Annotated in this window: 14 protein-coding genes and 1 pseudogene; 12 read left to right on the top strand and 3 right to left on the bottom strand. The window is 56.6% G+C overall.

The window, feature by feature from the left end:
• Nucleotides 1–49: 49 nt before the first annotated feature.
• The gene (locus JS530_RS05575; protein ID WP_214376198.1) at nucleotides 50–739 is read right to left on the bottom strand and encodes a uracil-DNA glycosylase; all 690 of its coding nucleotides are present in this window, start codon (nucleotides 737–739) and stop codon (nucleotides 50–52) included.
• A 138-nt stretch (nucleotides 740–877) separates the two neighbouring features.
• Between JS530_RS05575 and JS530_RS05570 the strand changes: the two genes are divergently transcribed.
• The 3 genes from JS530_RS05570 (at nucleotide 878) to groL (ending at nucleotide 4009) form a co-directional block, all read left to right on the top strand.
• Nucleotides 878–1552, top strand: a complete 675-nt coding sequence (locus JS530_RS05570; RefSeq protein WP_214376197.1) for a LytR C-terminal domain-containing protein — start codon at nucleotides 878–880, stop codon at nucleotides 1550–1552.
• A 328-nt stretch (nucleotides 1553–1880) separates the two neighbouring features.
• Complete coding sequence (locus JS530_RS05565; RefSeq protein WP_214376196.1) at nucleotides 1881–2120, top strand: cold-shock protein; 240 nt, start codon at nucleotides 1881–1883, stop codon at nucleotides 2118–2120.
• A 263-nt stretch (nucleotides 2121–2383) separates the two neighbouring features.
• Nucleotides 2384–4009, top strand: coding sequence for a chaperonin GroEL (groL, locus tag JS530_RS05560; RefSeq protein ID WP_033890234.1), 1626 nt, complete (start codon nucleotides 2384–2386; stop codon nucleotides 4007–4009).
• 195 nt (nucleotides 4010–4204) lie between these two features.
• Here the strand turns inward: groL and JS530_RS05555 are convergent, their stop codons facing one another.
• Nucleotides 4205–4495 carry a WXG100 family type VII secretion target gene (locus JS530_RS05555; RefSeq protein WP_214376195.1) on the bottom strand — a complete coding sequence of 97 codons (291 nt, stop codon included), beginning with the start codon at nucleotides 4493–4495 and terminating at the stop codon, nucleotides 4205–4207.
• Between the two features lie 220 nt (nucleotides 4496–4715).
• On the opposite strand from JS530_RS05555, the gene JS530_RS05550 reads away from it, so the two are divergent.
• The 5 genes and pseudogenes from JS530_RS05550 to JS530_RS10985 form a co-directional block, all read left to right on the top strand.
• Nucleotides 4716–5498, top strand: coding sequence for a TPM domain-containing protein (locus JS530_RS05550; protein ID WP_214376335.1), 783 nt, complete (start codon nucleotides 4716–4718; stop codon nucleotides 5496–5498).
• A gap of 53 nt (nucleotides 5499–5551) precedes the next feature.
• A complete protein-coding gene (locus JS530_RS05545) occupies nucleotides 5552–6283 on the top strand; it encodes a response regulator transcription factor (RefSeq protein WP_214376194.1) in 732 nt (243 codons plus the stop codon).
• A 30-nt stretch (nucleotides 6284–6313) separates the two neighbouring features.
• Nucleotides 6314–8416 (top strand): sensor histidine kinase, encoded by a 2103-nt coding sequence (locus tag JS530_RS05540; protein WP_425350858.1) that lies wholly within the window; start codon nucleotides 6314–6316, stop codon nucleotides 8414–8416.
• Between the two features lie 72 nt (nucleotides 8417–8488).
• Complete coding sequence (locus JS530_RS05535; protein ID WP_214376193.1) at nucleotides 8489–8878, top strand: cold-shock protein; 390 nt, start codon at nucleotides 8489–8491, stop codon at nucleotides 8876–8878.
• A 20-nt stretch (nucleotides 8879–8898) separates the two neighbouring features.
• Nucleotides 8899–10053 (top strand): annotated as a pseudogene (locus JS530_RS10985) (DUF3027 domain-containing protein); the annotation flags it as partial.
• A gap of 812 nt (nucleotides 10054–10865) precedes the next feature.
• Here JS530_RS10985 and JS530_RS05525 read toward each other — a convergent pair.
• Nucleotides 10866–11801 carry a hypothetical protein gene (locus JS530_RS05525; RefSeq protein WP_342590058.1) on the bottom strand — a complete coding sequence of 312 codons (936 nt, stop codon included), beginning with the start codon at nucleotides 11799–11801 and terminating at the stop codon, nucleotides 10866–10868.
• A gap of 547 nt (nucleotides 11802–12348) precedes the next feature.
• Between JS530_RS05525 and JS530_RS05520 the strand changes: the two genes are divergently transcribed.
• The 4 genes from JS530_RS05520 (at nucleotide 12349) to JS530_RS05505 (ending at nucleotide 17143) form a co-directional block, all read left to right on the top strand.
• Nucleotides 12349–14142, top strand: a complete 1794-nt coding sequence (locus JS530_RS05520) for a hypothetical protein (RefSeq protein ID WP_214376191.1) — start codon at nucleotides 12349–12351, stop codon at nucleotides 14140–14142.
• A gap of 90 nt (nucleotides 14143–14232) precedes the next feature.
• Nucleotides 14233–15543, top strand: a complete 1311-nt coding sequence (locus JS530_RS05515) for a zinc ribbon domain-containing protein (RefSeq protein WP_214376190.1) — start codon at nucleotides 14233–14235, stop codon at nucleotides 15541–15543.
• A 47-nt stretch (nucleotides 15544–15590) separates the two neighbouring features.
• Complete coding sequence (locus tag JS530_RS10805; RefSeq protein ID WP_240541106.1) at nucleotides 15591–16361, top strand: zinc ribbon domain-containing protein; 771 nt, start codon at nucleotides 15591–15593, stop codon at nucleotides 16359–16361.
• Nucleotides 16361–17143, top strand: coding sequence for a zinc ribbon domain-containing protein (locus tag JS530_RS05505; protein ID WP_214376189.1), 783 nt, complete (start codon nucleotides 16361–16363; stop codon nucleotides 17141–17143). The genes JS530_RS10805 and JS530_RS05505 overlap by 1 nt, the downstream gene beginning before the upstream one ends.
• Nucleotides 17144–17324: the final 181 nt, after the last annotated feature.

Genomic DNA, 17324 nt, shown 5'->3' with positions numbered 1-17324 from the left:
TAATGAATCAGCCAACTGGCAGACTGCTTTGCGCTCACTGTGGGGGAGTTCACAGCTGCCAGTCCACCGGTTCGGCACCCATGGCAATCAACGCCTGGTTTGCGCGAGAGAACGGCTTGGAACCAAAGAATCCGCGGGATGCGGATAGTGGGCTTGGGTGTGGTGACTTGATGATCACGGCGTTCGTCAACAGCGGTTCGAGGCTTTGCGCATTACGCCCCCAGAGAATAGCCACCAGCGGTTTCGGCTTGCCGTTGGCATCCACGCGCGCGTTCAATGCGCGAATTGCCGCTTCGGTAACCTGCTCCCAGCCTTTGCCCTGATGGGAGTTCGGGTGTCCTACGCCTACGGTCAGGCATCGGTTGAGCAACATGACCCCGCGTTCGGTCCACGGAGTTAGATCACCATTCGGCGGCATCGGCACGCCAAGGTCATCCACCAATTCCTTGTATATGTTGATCAGGCTTTTCGGCAGTGGGCGGACGTCCGGGGCCACACAGAAGCTCAAACCAACCGGATGCCCCGGCGTGGGATAGGGATCCTGCCCCACAATCAGTACCTTGATGGAGTCGAAGGGAATGGTAAACGCGCGCAGCACGTTATGGCTTGCCGGCAGCCAAGGCCGACCTGCGGCGTTTTCCGCTCTCAGGAAATCTCCCATGTGATGAATCGCCGGCTCTACGTCATGCAATGCCTCGGCCCAGCCCGGGTCGACCAGTTCACTCAACGGTTTAATCATGCTCACTACTGTAATCAAAACCACTTATCAAACGTGCACATACGGTGCATGTAGCGGTTGACGCACTGTGGCGCGGTGGCTCATTTCGTGCCGGACGGTTACACTCGTGGATAGTTTGTGTATAAAGGAGGGCGGCTTATGGCTCGCGACAAGGTGACCTACGAATCATATGAGCAGGACGTCTTTGACAATCCGCCGGAAGGCCCGGTGGGTGCTCACCGTGGATCGCGTCCGGTATTCACGCGCATCGCCCCGTACATTATCGTGCTGCTCGTGGCAGCCGTGCTTGGCGCCGGTGCTTGGGCGGTCACTACTGGTGAATATGTGAACCTGCTGAATCTGAAGTCGTCCTCCAGTACCAGCAGCACAACCAAGTCGTCGACATCGACCACCAAGAAGAAGGCATCCAGCTCCAGTTCCTCCAAGGATTCGGCCAAGTCTGATTCCTCGGATTCGTCGAGCTCGGACTCTTCCAGCTCCTCCTCGGATTCGTCGAGCTCGTCCAGCTCGGACACGAGTCAGCAGCAGACTGAAACCCAGTCCACGGTGAACAAGGCCACTCAGATTCGCGTGGTGAACGGTACCGGAATCGCCGGATACGCTGGGCAGAAGGCCGATGTGCTCAAGACCAACGGCTACACCAGTGTGGAAGCCGCGAACCCGACCGGTTCGTTGCCGGCTGCGACGGTGGTGTGGTACCAGAACGAAGCCGATAAGGCCACTGCGCAGGATGTGGCGAATTCCTTGGGCATCACCAGCGTCGAGCAGGTGCAGGGTCTTGCCACACCCATTATGGTGGTGTTGCTGAACTAGTTGCATGGTGCCGTGCCGATGTCGCAACGGGGTCAGTGTGGCTCATAACCATATCGAATAGCGGAATCGTGGTAATGCCGTCTCGGCCGTGAGGTCGGGGCGGCATTTTCGTAGTATTCGCGGGGCGTATGGGCGTGTGAGCGCAGTCTGATTGCAGCTCAATTATTGAGACGGTTTTGCCTATTCGCTAGTGCTGGATTTGTAATGTTCCCTCGTCACTGTACAATCTTTCTCTAGTCGCGAGGTAGGGGGAGCGCGATGCGGTTCTTTCTACGTTCCCTAAATGGCATTTTTCGCGACGCCTAGGGAACAAAAGGAAAGATCAAACATGGCACAAGGTACCGTAAAGTTCTTCCTTGCCAAGAAGGGGTTCGGGTTCATACAGCCGGACGGCGGAGGCGAGGACGTTTTCGTGCACTACGCGGAAATTAAGGACGACGGCAGCAACAACAAATTCAAGATGCTGTATGAAGGCGATCGGGTGGAGTATACGCCTGTATCGTCTGGTAAAGGTACTCAGGCTAAGGATGTCGTCAAGTTGTCTTCTGGCGAAGAACGTGGCGAGTGAGTATCTTTGCTTCCACGATAATGCTGTTGAGGCCTCGGTTGGCGGGTTGCGACCGAGGCTTTTTCGTATCTGATGTTCCTCGAATTTCATGCCCATAGCGCAATCGCAAACGCGCTTGTTGGCACTCTCGGGTGGTGAGTGCTAATGTCTCAGTTAGCACTCGGAGGTCGAGAGTGATAACCGGCAGCTGACGGCCGGCGCTCACAGATCGATTGCTACGGGTGAGAACCGGTATACATAGCCATTTGGAGGAACACACAACCATGGCAAAGATCATTTCTTATGATGAGGAAGCCCGTCAGGGCATGCTGGAGGGCCTCGACAAGCTCGCCAACACCGTCAAGGTCACCCTGGGCCCGAAGGGCCGCAACGTCGTGCTTGACAAGACCTACGGCGCTCCGACCATCACCAACGATGGCGTGTCCATCGCCAAGGAGATCGATCTCGAGGATCCGTACGAGCGCATCGGCGCCGAGCTGGTCAAGGAAGTCGCCAAGAAGACCGACGACGTCGCCGGCGATGGCACCACCACCGCAACCGTGCTGGCTCAGTCCCTGGTTCACGAAGGCCTGAAGAACGTTGTTGCAGGCTCCAACCCGATCGCCCTGCGCCGTGGTATCGAGAAGGCCACCGAAGTCATCGTCAAGGAGCTCGTCGCAGCTGCCAAGGACGTGGAGACCAAGGACCAGATCGCCGCTACCGCCACCATTTCCGCCGCTGATCCTGAGGTTGGCGAGAAGATCGCTGAGGCTCTGGACAAGGTTGGCCAGGACGGCGTTGTGACCGTTGAAGACAACAACCGCTTCGGCCTGGATCTCGACTTCACCGAGGGCATGCGCTTCGACAAGGGCTACATTGCTCCGTACTTCGTCACCAACGCTGACGACCAGACTGCTGTTCTCGAGGATCCGTACATCCTGCTGACTAGCGGCAAGGTTTCCTCTCAGCAGGACATCGTCCACGTTGCCGAGCTGGTCATGAAGACCGGCAAGCCGCTGCTGATCATCGCTGAGGACGTCGACGGCGAAGCTCTGCCGACCCTGATCCTGAACAACATCCGTGGCACCTTCAAGTCCTGCGCCGTCAAGGCTCCGGGCTTCGGCGACCGCCGCAAGGCCATGCTGCAGGATATGGCCATCCTGACCGGCGCTCAGGTCGTTTCCGATGAGCTGGGCCTCAAGCTCGACTCCATCGACGTCTCCGTGCTCGGCCACGCCAAGAAGGTCATCGTTTCCAAGGATGAGACCACCATCGTTCAGGGTGCTGGCTCCAAGGAAGACATCGATGCTCGCGTGGCTCAGATTCGCGCTGAGATCGAGAACACCGATTCCGATTACGATCGCGAGAAGCTGCAGGAGCGTCTCGCCAAGCTGGCCGGCGGCGTGGCCGTCATCAAGGTTGGCGCTGCTACCGAGGTTGAGGCCAAGGAACGCAAGCACCGCATTGAAGACGCTGTGCGCAACGCCAAGGCCGCTATCGAGGAAGGCCTGCTGCCCGGCGGTGGCGTTGCCCTCGTTCAGGCTGCTGCCAAGGCCGAGTCCGACGAGGCTGTGACCTCGCTGACCGGCGAAGAGGCTACCGGTGCCGCCATTGTGTTCCGCGCCATCGAAGCCCCGATCAAGCAGATCGCCGAGAACGCTGGCGTGTCCGGCGACGTGGTGATCAACAAGGTTCGTTCCTTGCCGGACGGCGAAGGCTTCAACGCTGCCACCGATACCTACGAGGATCTGCTGGCCGCCGGCGTCACCGACCCGGTCAAGGTGACCCGTTCCGCTCTGCAGAACGCCGCCTCCATTGCTGGTCTGTTCCTGACCACCGAGGCCGTCGTTGCCAACAAGCCGGAGCCGAAGGCTGCTGCCCCGGCCGCTGGCGCTGACATGGGCTACTGATCGGCACTGCTGAGCCGATAGCTTGAGCTAGCTCGTTCGCGAGCTGAAGAGGGGAGTCTCCTACGGGAGGCTCCCCTCTTTCGCGTATTGGTTGGATTCCCCCTGAGAGAGGAGCTGGTACGTGCAAGGATGTTCCGTTGTGGGCTTCTCTTTGAGGCGGGCTGTCGAACGTAGTAAGACTAAGCGTCGCCTCCACTACTGAGCGAACAGGCGAGACGCCGCCGCTTCCGCATCCGCGTACACGGTGGAGGCCGAAGACAGCGAACGCTGAATGGACTCCAGCGAAGCCTCCATCTGCTGCTGTGCGGCGCGCCATTGCGCCATCACCGATGTGAACTGGGAAGCCGCCGAGCCTCGCCACGCTTCCTGCAGCGCGTTGAGATTCGTGTACATGCCGCTGACCGCTTGCCGGATTTGGGAGACCGACGAGGCGACTGCGGCCGACGAAGATTGGATCCGCTCGGAATCCACTTGATACTGGGGCATGATGAGCTCCTTTCTAGGAAATGAACATATCTGATGTAAGCGTTCGTCATTGTGAATACCGAACGCTAAGGTGGAGCTTATGGCAAATTCTTCTTGGGCATCCGTTCGTACGAATCATGTGGTTCTAGCTTCCCCAGACGTAGTGTCGCGGCAGGATCGCAGGGTCTCAAAATGGCTTGTTGGAGCCATTTGCATGCTGATGGCGCTGGTGTTGAGCTGTGTGTGGCTTACCGCCGTGGCATATGGGGATAACTCAGACAGTGGTTCTGGGGATTCGAACAGTTCGAACAGCTCGACCAGTTCGGACAGCGGTGTGACCATTACCGACAACATCACCGATACGGAGAACCTGCTGGGCTCCCATGCGGCTGAGGTATCCGATGCCATTGCCAAAACCGAGCAGGAAACCGGCGTTCATGTGCATTTGCTGTACCTGTCGAGCTTCAACAGTGACCAGACTCCACAGAAATGGGCGAGCAATGTGTTGGAATCCACCAAGCCCAAGGCCAACACGGTGATGCTGGCCGTTGCCTCGAACGATGGCAATCTCGTCGTTGCGGTGTCATCGAACTCCGATGAATGGTTGAAGAGCCAGGATACGGTAGACAAGCTTTCCGCCGCTGCCCAGGAACCGCTGATGAAGGACGACCCGGATTGGGCCGGCGCGGCAACCGCCATGATGGATCAGATTGTACAGTCCAAGAAGACCTCCACGTCGAGTTCCTCCATCACCATCGGCATCATCGTCATGGTTGTGGTGCTGGTGATTCTGGTGATTGTGGTGGTCCTGATGATCATCATCCGTGTGCGTAGCAAGGGCAAGAAGCCGCGTCGCGCCAACCGCCAGGCATTGACCAGTGCTGAGAAGAAGGCAAGGAAGGCTCGAATCGCCGAACGCAAGGCCAGAAGGAAGGCACGTGAGGCGGCTGAACAGGAAGCCCAGGAGTCCCACGATTCTGAAACGGATTCTGAAACAGGCACCGAAAACGCCGACAACGAATAACTTCCAAGCCGGCATTCAGGAAACACCCAGATGGCCGCGCCACTCTAGGAAACATGAGTAAGCCTATTGAAGCATCGATTGTTGTTGTTGACGACGAGCCGTCCATCCGCGAACTGCTGGTTGCCTCGCTGCATTTCGCCGGATTCGAGGTGAACACCGCGGCCTCCGGTTCCGAGGCCATTGAAGTGATCGAGAAGGTCCAGCCGGATCTTATTGTGCTCGATGTCATGCTGCCTGATATCGACGGATTCACCGTAACCCGCCGTATCAGGCAGGAAGGCATTAACGCACCGGTCCTGTTCCTCACCGCACGCGATGATACGCAAGACAAGATCATGGGTCTGACCGTGGGTGGCGACGATTACGTGACCAAGCCGTTCAGCTTGGAAGAAGTAGTGGCTCGTATCCGCGCCATTCTGCGCCGCACCCGCGAACAGGTTGAGGATGATCCGATCATCCGCGTGGCTGATTTGGAAATCAACGAGGATTCCCACGACGTGACCCGTGCAGGCCAGCCTATCGACTTGAGCCCCACCGAGTACAAACTGCTGCGCTATCTCATGGATAACGAAGGCCGCGTGCTTTCCAAAGCCCAGATTCTGGATCATGTTTGGCAGTATGACTGGGGTGGCGACGCCGCCATCGTGGAATCGTACATTTCCTACCTGCGCAAGAAGGTCGACGGTGTGGAAGTCACCGACGAAAACGGCGAAAAGCACAAGGTCACCCCGCTGATCGAAACCAAGCGCGGCATCGGCTATATGATTCGCGAACCCAAGCGCTGATCTTGGCGATGGACTATCACCATATGGACTATCACCATGACTAATCCGCAGCAGCCAGCAGTTCCGACGCCGCAGATGGGGCAGCAGCAGTCTCAATTAAGCCCCCGTGACCAGGTCGCCCAACGAGTCCGGGAACATCACGAACGCAAGAAGAACATCTTCTTCCAGCATTTCGACCGCATATCGTTGGGCGGCAAGCTCATGGCCGCCACCATCGCCGTGCTGCTGGTAGGCATTACGGTGATTTCGTTCTCGCTGCGTGCGCTCGTGGGCAACTATATGTTGGAGAAAACCGATAGCCAGCTTTCCCAGCAGGCCAATCTGGTGTTCAACAACATCGACTGGCTTTCCAAGACGGATAATTCCAGCGGACTGTCCGGTCCGAATTCATATTTCTTGCAGATTCAGTACACCGATGGCACCACCGATGCGGACGGCAAGCCACTGGTGGTAACCCCATTGCTGCCGCAGCTGCAAGACGGGATCGTCTCGGTTCCGGTACTTCCCACGTACGGCAACACCGATGGCATCACGCTGGGCAAGGTATTCACGGCCCCGGCCGTGGCCAAGCAGGTGGTGGAAGTGCAAGCCAGCGAATCCTCCAGTGGCTCCTCCTCTGATGCTTCCGGCAATGACAGCGGCACAAACGGCACCGGAAACGCTAATGGGTCCACCGGTACCACTCCTTCCCCCGACGCTTCCGGCAGCCCGGCTCCGGGAAGTTCGGATTCCTCGGATTCCGTGACCAAAGTACTCTCGAATCCGAAGCCGGGTGCCAATCATGCGGCGGTGACCGCTGCCAGCGCTCCGTGGCGCATCATCGCCAAAGAATGGACCATCAAGACCAACGGCGCGGAGAAAGTTCGTGGTGTGGTCTACATCGGACTGTCCATGTCCGATCAGATCGACACCTTGAAAACCCTGACCTACTACTGCATCGTGGTGGGCATCGCCGTGGTATTGCTGGGCGGATCCCTGTCCACATTGATCATCCAGCACACCCTGCAGCCATTGAAGCGTATGGAGAAAACCGCCGCGAAAATCGCCGCCGGGGATTTGAGCCAGCGTATTCCATCCGCACCGGAGAATACGGAAGTCGGCTCTTTGGCGGCATCGCTCAACACCATGCTGACCAGAATCGAAGTGAGTTTCCATGAGCAAGAGGAAACCACCGAGAAAATGAAGCGATTCGTCTCCGATGCCAGTCATGAATTGCGTACGCCATTGGCGGCCATCCACGGGTATGCGGAACTCTACAAAATGCAGCGTGACATGCCGGGGGCACTGGAGCGAGCGGACGAATCCATCGAACATATCGAACGTTCCAGCCAGCGCATGACCGTGCTGGTGGAGGATTTGCTCTCTCTCGCTCGTCTGGATGAGGGGCGTGGCATTGATGTGACCGGCACGGTGAACCTGTCGTCGCTGGTCACCGATGCGATGGATGACCTGCATGCACTCGACCCTGATCGAGCCATCACCCGTAATCGACTGCAGCTGATGCCGGCACAGGATCTGAGTCATCCAGCCTCATTGCAGCTGGCAGCCGGCGATTGGGATGCGGTCACCTTGCACGGCGACGCGTCACGGTTGCGCCAGGTAGTCACCAATATCGTGGGAAACATCCATCGGTATACGCCGGATGATTCCCCAGCCGAAGTGGCTCTTGGCATGATTCCAGCAGCCATCGATCCGCGGCAGCTTGCCCAGATGCCCACCACCGAGGCGTCCATGCGACGCTTTATCGATGCTGCGGAAGTCGGGCAGTCAATGCAAACCGGCTACCGGTATGCGGTGCTGCGATTCATCGATCATGGCCCGGGCGTGCCGGCGGAATCGCGCTCGAAGATTTTCGAACGATTCTACACAGCCGACCCATCGCGTGCCCGTCAGAAGGGCGGTACCGGCTTGGGTATGGCTATCGCACAATCCGTGGTCAAGGCACATCATGGATTCATCTGCGCCACCGGTACCGATGGAGGCGGCTTGACCTTTACCGTGATCCTGCCGGTCGAGCGCATCGCACCAGCACAGCCGGCGCAAACGGCTTCGGGCGCCAGCGCCAAGGAATCAAAGGCAAAAACATCATGGTTCTCCGGTGAGCGCAAAGCGAAAGACGTTCCTGCCAAGTAGCGTCGGTCAAGGCCTGTGAGGTACACTGTTCCTTCAGTTCATTATTCCCTAAGCACTAAGGAAGGTTTTGCAATGCCCACCGGTCGAGTTCGTTGGTTTGACGCAGCCAAGGGGTATGGCTTCATCACCAGTGAGGAAGGCAAGGATGTGTTCCTGCCGGCTCAGGCCCTACCCTCCGGCGCCACTACGCTGCGCAAGGGTGCCAAGGTGGAGTATTCCGTGGTGGATGGCCGCCGTGGCCCTCAGGCAATGGGCGTGCAGCTGATCGCTTCGACGCCGAGCCTAGTCAAGGCCACTCGTCCGAAGCCGGATGATATGGCTGCCATCTGCGAAGACCTCATTAAGATGCTTGATTCCGCAGGCAACACGCTGCGTCGCCACCGCTATCCTTCCGCCGCCGAAAGCAAGAAGCTGGCGGGATTGCTGCGTGCAGTGGCAGACCAATTCGACGTTCAGGACTGATAGGGCGGCTGATTCCACTCATGAGTGACACCATCGAAACCACGGCCGAAACTACAGACGAATCCTCGGTGACGCCGGATCCTCGCGCCATTGCCCATGCGGTACTGCTGGAAGTGGCTGATGAGCCCGAGCAGGTAGGCGAGTTCGTTCAAGCCAACGAGCTTGAAGATCATGTTACCGACTTCCGGTTTGCCGCACATATTCGCGGTTATGAGGGTTGGCAGTGGTCGGTGACGCTGTATCACGATATTGAGCTGGACTCCTGGACCGTCAACGAATCCTCACTGATTCCTACCGAAGATGCGTTGCTGCCGCCGAAGTGGATTCCGTGGAAGGACCGTTTGGAGCCCACGGATCTGTCGCCCACCGACTCGATCGGCACCGAACCTGACGACGAGCGTTTGGAAACCGGCGAAGTGGAGGAATCCTCCGTGCCGGATGTCAACGATGCTGCGGAGACGTTTCGCCTGACGCGCCGCCATGTGCTGAGCCCGTTGGGTCGTGCACAGGCTGCCAAGCGTTGGTATGAAGGGCCGCGTGGTCCCAAGGCGTTGAGCACCAAAACCGCGGACGGCAATCTATGCTCCGATTGCGGGTTCTTTGTGCCGTTGACCGGCGAACTGGATCGTATGTTCGGCGTGTGCGCCAACAAATGGAGTCCGGACGATGGCCGTGTGGTCTCGTTGGACCATGGATGCGGCGAGCATTCCGAAATCGAGCCTCCCGAGCCGAGCCACCTGTGGGTGCAGTCCAAGCCGGCGTTGGATGACCTGCATATCGATATCGTGGCCCGTCCGAAGGCGCGTAAGACTGAGGAAGCGGCTGAGTCCGGCATTGATTCGGACTCGGAGTCTCAGTCCCAGACTCAGTCTGAGTCTCAGCCTGAGTCTCAGTCCAGCGATGCCGAAGGTGAGTCAGAGCCTAAGGTTCGTGCTGCTGAAAGTACGGCACCTGTTGATGAAGTCAGTGATGCTGCTGCAGCTCAGGATGGCGTTGCTGAGGCTGATGCGAACGTCGATAATGCCGCGGACACTGACAATGGTGCGGCTGATAACGATATTGTCGTTGATGACGTTGCAACTGAAGCCGTGGGTGCCGGTGCTTCCGTTGAATCCGTTGATGCCGTTGATGGTGAGCAGTCGGATGCTGATGCGGAATCGGACACTGACGATGACGAGGCCACCGAAGAGGACATCATCAACAACACCGCCATCGATACCGGTGACGACGATTTTGAGGATGACGATGATGCCGAAGTTACTGAAGAAGTGACTCCGGAACTTGAAACCGTCATTGATTTGATTGAGCAGCTGCGTCAAAGCCGTATTGACGATTCTGATTCCGCGGTCGATGCCGATACTGACGATTCCGTCATTACGGCTGATACGGTGGATGATTCCGACGATTCCGGGGACGAATCTGGCGTTGATTCCGGTAGCGCCTCCGAGGCTGATTCTAATAGTGCTTCCGGCACTGTCCCGGATACTGATTCCGAGACGGATTCGGACGCGGCTTCTGAGACGCCTTCCGATGCGTCTTTGGATGCCGTTTCCGAGTTCGCTTCGGACACCGTTTCCGACACGTCTTTGGATACTGCGTCTGACAGTCCTTCGGGTATCACTGCCGACAGTGTTTCGAACACCGTTTCTGAGACACCTTCCGACAACGAACGTTAATAACTCAGCGCGGTAAATTCTCGAAACAATCGTTGATTTCGAGAAATTACCGCGCTGAGCTGTCGTCAGTGCGGTAATTTCTCGGGCAATGGGTTCTTTTCGAGATTTCACCGCGCTTAGCTTCCCTCAGTGCGGTGAAATCTCGGGATGGCCGTTTTCCTCGAGAATTTACCGCGCTGGGAGATGACGAGCACATGGGGAAGTCGATATCGTGCCAAATAAGGTCGGGTACTGTATCGATAATCGTCCACATAGCGCTCATCAGGTGTTCTTGATATTCTCGACGTTCCGTGAAATGAACATACGTAGCTTCACCGTATTTTTGGTACTCCAGCATCAGCCAGTTTGGCATCCAACTGATTGAGATTGGCCACCTGCTCAAAGAACAAGTGAACAATCGTTGTGACACCTTGCGCTTTGATGCGTCGTTCACGCTGTCGCTCGTATTCAAGCTTCGCTTGCATATTCGCACGATTCGGATTGCTGGTATCGGCGTATTTTGCCATGCCGTCGTATTCGGCCACGATGATTCGTCCGTCAGCCAGTTTCCAGCAGAAGTCCACCCGGTACGGCAGCGATGCGTTATCGGGATTCTCGAATTCAACCTGAAAGAGTGGTTCGGCATAGCCGAGTCGAATTATACGTGCATAGACCCATGATCCACCACCATTCTCTCGCAACGGATTAGCGTGTAGCAGCAGTCGTTTCACCGCCTGTTCGTCGCATCGAGTTTGCAGCCTGAGCGTATCGATGTCCGTCTTGGAAACGTGCTTGGCGCGTAACGCCGAATCATAAATGGCGATCGCGCGTTCAAAAGGAAGAGTCGCGCAGTCGATAAGTGTGCGCGCCGGCGAAGTGACGAAGATGCCATTGCACTGCCAACTGGGGATTGTATTCATATAGATACGTCGTAATTGTTTGAAGTCCCTATGGGTAAGCCCTCCGGTACTGGCAATGCTGATCGACCCGTCATGCAAGGAATAGGCATGCTGATAACCGTATATGCATGTAGCGCTCAGCCCTGCGAACACCCATTGCGGATGCAACTGCGCTAATGCGCGAATGCAATGCAATGACTGGTCTTCCGGCGTTAGCGAGGTCCAGTACTGCGCTGACGCGAACAGATTAGGATATGGTGACACGATTTCTCTGGTGTGGACGCGACGCTGCAAGGCATCGCTAAGCCTGCCGCCGTCTCCGATGGCGCAGCGTTTTTCATACTCGGCGGCTCGCAACAATGCCGACACTCCTTTGTGTTCCTTCATACTGCGACGCTAAAACAATGGTGCCGAGTTCTTCAAGCTGAACCGGGGTATGTGGTTCGAGCTTGCCGAGTTATCCACATTGTTGGTGGAACATAGCTCGCAAGCACGCATCGCATTGTCGTACATGTGTTCGACTCTCTGTCGTTTGACAAACCACCTCGGGGGGGGGGTAGCGTCAAAGCCAGAAGAAGGGTTGAGCGTGCGCTCTCCTTGCTGTTTCGCATAGTCGCGGGAGGGTTGATTAATGAGTACGATATTCTGCCCATTCTGTGGATTCAAGATTGACGCTGATGATCCGCTGTTCTGCCCGAAATGTGGCAAATCATTGGCTGCGATTGTTCAGAACAATTCAGCAGCGCACACCTCGAATGCTCAACAGTCACGGGTGCCGATCGCAACGGCAGCATCGTCAGCAGTGGCGGCGTCAACAGCTGCAGCTGCAGCATCAACATCGAAGTCACCATCTACGACGCCAGCACCATTTTCTGCAGCATCCAAGCCAGCAGCAGCTCGCCCAAAGCCTCGCAAAGTGCCTCCCATCAACACAGTGCATCTGATTGGTCTCGAAAACGACCAGGCGGTCAAGGCTTTCGCTATTCTGCGCGATGCCTATCAGGGGATGGAAGACGCCCAGGTCGCCATCGACGAGGCTGAGAAGCTGCGCTCCAAGCTGACTCATGTGCGCATAGCCGTGCGCGTTGCTCTCATATGTTCCATAATCTGCGCCATTGCCGCGGGCATTACATTATGGGCAATACTCAATTACCAACTACCCTCCATGTGGCAGATTGCGTGGAGCGTCGCCGGCGTATCGGCAGTCCTGTTCATTGCGAACATAGTGGCGCTGCTCAGATTCCGTTCCTGCTTTGCCGCGCTCCGCACGGCTGAACAGGAAGCGGCAGAAGCCCGCGACATGCAGCAGGGGATTGAAGAGGCCATCGCGCCTTTGGAACGCCGGTTGCCTGAAAAATTGCGCAATCCAGCGTATGTGATTCGTGTGCTCAAGCAATCGGATTCGGCGTCAAGCTTCGGTGATGCGATGGTGAAAGCCGACCTGAGGAATGACTTCGCCGGCAGAAAACACGCATATCAGGAAGCGAAGCCATTACCGATCACTTTGGATGAGATTGCCACAGCCATCGGCATGGATGTGCCAGATGAGCAGCAGTCCAGCGCAGACGAAGCGCCGGCTGATGCTCAGAGCACTGATACTGGCGATGCTGATGCCGCTGGCACTAGTGCTGTCGTATCCAATCCTCAGGAAACTACGCAGGACAGTAACGAAGCCACAGCATCGACTGCCGAACAATTACCGGCTGAAGCTGCAACGATCCCGTCGAAACAGCCGTCGTGGGCTCCGTTCATCGTATCGATGATTGCCTCGCTGGCTGCCGTGGCAATCAGCATCGCCACGTTGGCTTGGGCGGCTCCGATGCGCCAGCGTGAGATCGATGAGTGGAATGCTGCATCAGCGTACTGTTCCGAACAGTATCAACGATTGGTCAAGGCTCGCAGCAATGCCGATGATGCGCTGGGCAAGGTCGCACAGGATACCGATGATGCGCACGTTGATGAATTGCGCGCGTTGGCGGACAAGGTAGGCAAGGAATCATGTGCCGCAACGTCAACCGATCAGCTGCGCACGACTGCGGCACAGTATCAGGCGCAGGTGAAGACGATGACGAGTGTGCTTGCCGAGGTCAACAAGACGGTGCAAGCACAGCAAAGCGATACGCAAAAGCAGCTGGATTTGTATTCGAATTTCAAACAGTTGTGGGATGGCTTGAGCATGGGCAATCCGACGAATGGCAGCGACGCGCTGGACGGAACCTATTGTCGCAAAGACGGTGCGTGTCTGCAGGTGGCACATGCACCAACGGATTACGTATACGGCACTGTGAAGTATGCAGGTGGCGGTAGCAATCCGCTATTTGATGCAGGGCCACTAGAGTTGGACTTCAACTATCAAGCGGAAACATTGCTGCCATCGGTCATTAAATCAATCTATTTGAAAGCCGGTCTGCATGATGAGATGTGCGGCTCGATGATGCAATCGGACTGCACTGAGCAGCATCTGTACTATGCTCCGGCAGGCATGGATCTGATGGCGGTTGCGGGGCAAGGTGCTAACAGTACCGATGTGTTGCTCAGAGGATTCAATATTGATTCCTCTGATCTTCCTGATTCCTCAAAGGCGTATCTCATCGTCGGTTCAGTGAACTCCATACGTGAACTCGAAGATGGTGTCTATGGGTCGGATTCTGATTACGACAGCTACGGTACAAACCCGGTTTCCGATGCCACGGTGTTCTACAAGCAATGATGATGTTGCTAAGTGCACTGCCAGATTGATTGCCTGAAGCGTTGGCATCACATCGGTGGAATCTCTCAATTGGTCAAAGGAGCGTATCGCATGTTCTGCCCATTTTGCGGGTCCTATATCACAGTGGAGTCTGCTGTCTTCTGCCCAAGCTGCGGTCATTCGCTGGCCGCGGTGCAGCAGCAAGCAGCTGGGGAAGCGGCATCATCACCAGTGGAGCCGCAGTCCAGCGACCAAGTACACGAATCATCCACGGTGCGAGCGTTGGACACGGACGCTATCGATGCTGCTATCGGTGCTGCGGACGGGATCAGCACTGCAGACACCATGGATGGTACTGGTACTGGTACTGGCACCGGCACCGGTACTGGCACTGTAGATTCTGCCGTCGCTGCCGGCAGTACGGTTGATTCTGGCGCTGCCGACTCCACGGTTTTGGACGATGCCGCGGAATTCGACTCCGATTCGGTTACTCCTGTGCCTGCCGAACTGCAACCGAATACTGACGCCGATACCCCGACCACGGCGACATTCGACGATACGAAGAAACGATTCCGCATCATCATTATCGTCGGCATCGTGCTGTTCCTCGGGCTCGTTGCGCTCGGTGTATTCTCCATGATTCGCGATCAATCCGATGCCGAGTCAGCGGAATCATCTCAGACCTCGGATTCCTCTGATTCTTCTGATTCCTCTGACACGCCCAGCGGCGACCCGCTTACTGCAAAAGTGGCTTCCGGATGCGGTTGGGCGGTAGACAATGGTACGGCGACGTTCACCGATGAGCATGATCATTTGTCGCTGTCTTTTGATGTAAGCGAGAATTCCAATGATTATTCCGCGCCGATGCTGCTGGGCTGCATTGCGTCGCGCGCGGGTATCAGTGATGCCGAGGACCAGTCAAACGATCAGCTTACCGAAGGCATGACGCTGACCACACACGTGATCAGCATCGCTGCAAAACATAATTCCTATTATGGCGATGCCGCGCAGAATGCCTTGGGCAGCATTGATTATGAGTCGTTGGGCGGTGATTTGGAGGCCCGCTGCGACACGGATCTGGTGAACAGCATCATTTATTGCCATATGAGGTCGGCTTCCGGAGACTCAAGCTCATCAGGTGATTCTTCTGATGCTTCAGATTCCAACGACGAGTCTGATTCGTCCACTGCTGCCGATGATGCGGACACGCCAGGATATGAGCAATATAAGAATAGTGGGTGCATGGCGGGCAATAGCGGCATGATTATCCCTTGCAGCGAAATCAAAGCGGATATGGATGCAGGGAAGATGAATCATCTGCCATTTGGCAAAGAAAACAATCTTAAACCCTCATGTTCGTATTGCTATATCCAAGTCGACGAGAACAGCAACGGTATGTGGGACCCCGATGAAGTGGGATGATGCTTTGTTTTTCGGTTGGCAAGGTTATTGGAGAAAGGAAAAGGCGCATGGTTTGCAGTAAGTGCGGGGCCGATGCTCCGATTGAAGGACAGCGATTCTGCCTCAAATGTGGGGCGGAGCTGCCAAAGAACGAGGCATCGACCGTAGCTCAAGCAAAGGACGCAGCAGTGCCACCGTACTGTGGTCAGTGCGGTGCCAGAACCAGCATTCCCGGTCAGGTGTTTTGTCTCAAATGCGGGGCCAAGCTAATCGCTGCACGGTCGGTGCCTTCTTCTGTCCCATCGTCAGCTCAGCCAGTGCAGCAGCCGGCTGCGACGGCGAACTTCGCGGCATCGGCACAGTCACCGGCGATGCCGCAGTCACCAACGATGCCGCAGTCTGCCGGGCAGCAAGCGCAGCAGCAGGCGATGCCGCCGAGCGGACAGCCGTCGCAGACGCAATTCCAACCGCCGACGCAGCAGTACGGTGGACCACAGCCTCAGCCGCAGTACATCTACGTACAGCAGCCTGCGCCCACGTTCACGCCAAAAGGCTACATACAAACCAGCCGAGACTATACGCTGCGTTTGATTGCCGCCATCGTCGATATTGTGTTCTGCGCAGGGTATGGATTGCTGGGTCTCACTGGGTTTACGGAAGTGGGTGCGAGCTCCATCCTGTTCCTGATTTGCTTGGCTTGGATGATTCCAATGACCCTGTACGGCTGGAAGATCTCCACCGGTGAGAAACCGAACACCACCACGTTTGCCGTATGCACATTGATTTTTGTGAACCTGGTCAGCGGCATCCTGCTGCTGATCAGTGAAAAAGACGAGTGATGAGGAAAAACAAGGAGAGGACGGGCGCGATGTTTTGCCATAAATGTGGAGCCCAAGCGGTGCCAGGACAGCAATTCTGTCCGCAGTGCGGCACGAAACTGGTGGCGGCCGAGGTAGGGGCGATGCCGTTGGCCTCGGCGCAGGTGCCGTCAGCACAGGTGCCGTCAGCACAGGTGGCGTCAGCACAATCGCTGCAGTCATCAGTGCTGTCGCAGATATCGCCGCAGTCATCAACGCCGCAGTCGCCAGGGAGCGGCCCATTCGTGCAGCAAGCAGTCGGTTCGTCTGCTGCGGGGGCTCAGCCGGGAGCGATGCCAAACTCGGCTCCGTCAGTTGCCGCGGTTGCCACAGCTGCCACAGCAAAGTCAAGTGGATGGAACAGTCTGGATAAGAACACGCGTCTTGTGGTGATTGCGGCAGCGTGCGTGGTGGTCTTGGCGTTTTGCGTGTTCTTCTATCTGAGGGTTTCGCATCGTTCGTTCCAAGGCGCGATTGATTCGTGCCAGAGTCAATTTGATTCGGAGCATTGGAACCTCAATGTCAACGAAGACCCGAGTATGTTCGAGATTAGTGATGGCGGGAAAACGCTGACCGCTGAAATCACGGATTACAATGCCGACATCGCCACGTGCGTGTTTGACAAGCTCGGCATGCCGGACTCGGTTCACGCGAAGATGTCGAAGACACGAGCACTGGATGGAACGCTCACCGATTCGTGGGGCGGCATCAAAGCCACATGGATGTATGACGGTGAGACGATGAGCGTGGTCCTTGAGCGGTAGCGGTTATGCTGTTACGGCGAATGGGGTTCTTTCGTTTCGAGGAAAACCGTATTTTCGCACCTCTCGGCGCGGTAAATTCTCGAAACAATCGTTGATTTCGAGAAATTACCGCGCTGAGCTGTCGTCAGTGCGGTAATTTCTCGGGCAATGGGTTCTTTTCGAGATTTCACCGCGCTTAGCT

This window comes from Bifidobacterium colobi (assembly GCF_018555455.1).
GTDB classification, from domain to species: domain Bacteria; phylum Actinomycetota; class Actinomycetes; order Actinomycetales; family Bifidobacteriaceae; genus Bifidobacterium; species Bifidobacterium colobi.
The sequence above is the reverse complement of the archived record's forward strand: the minus strand, read 5'-3'. Positions and strand labels throughout refer to the sequence as shown.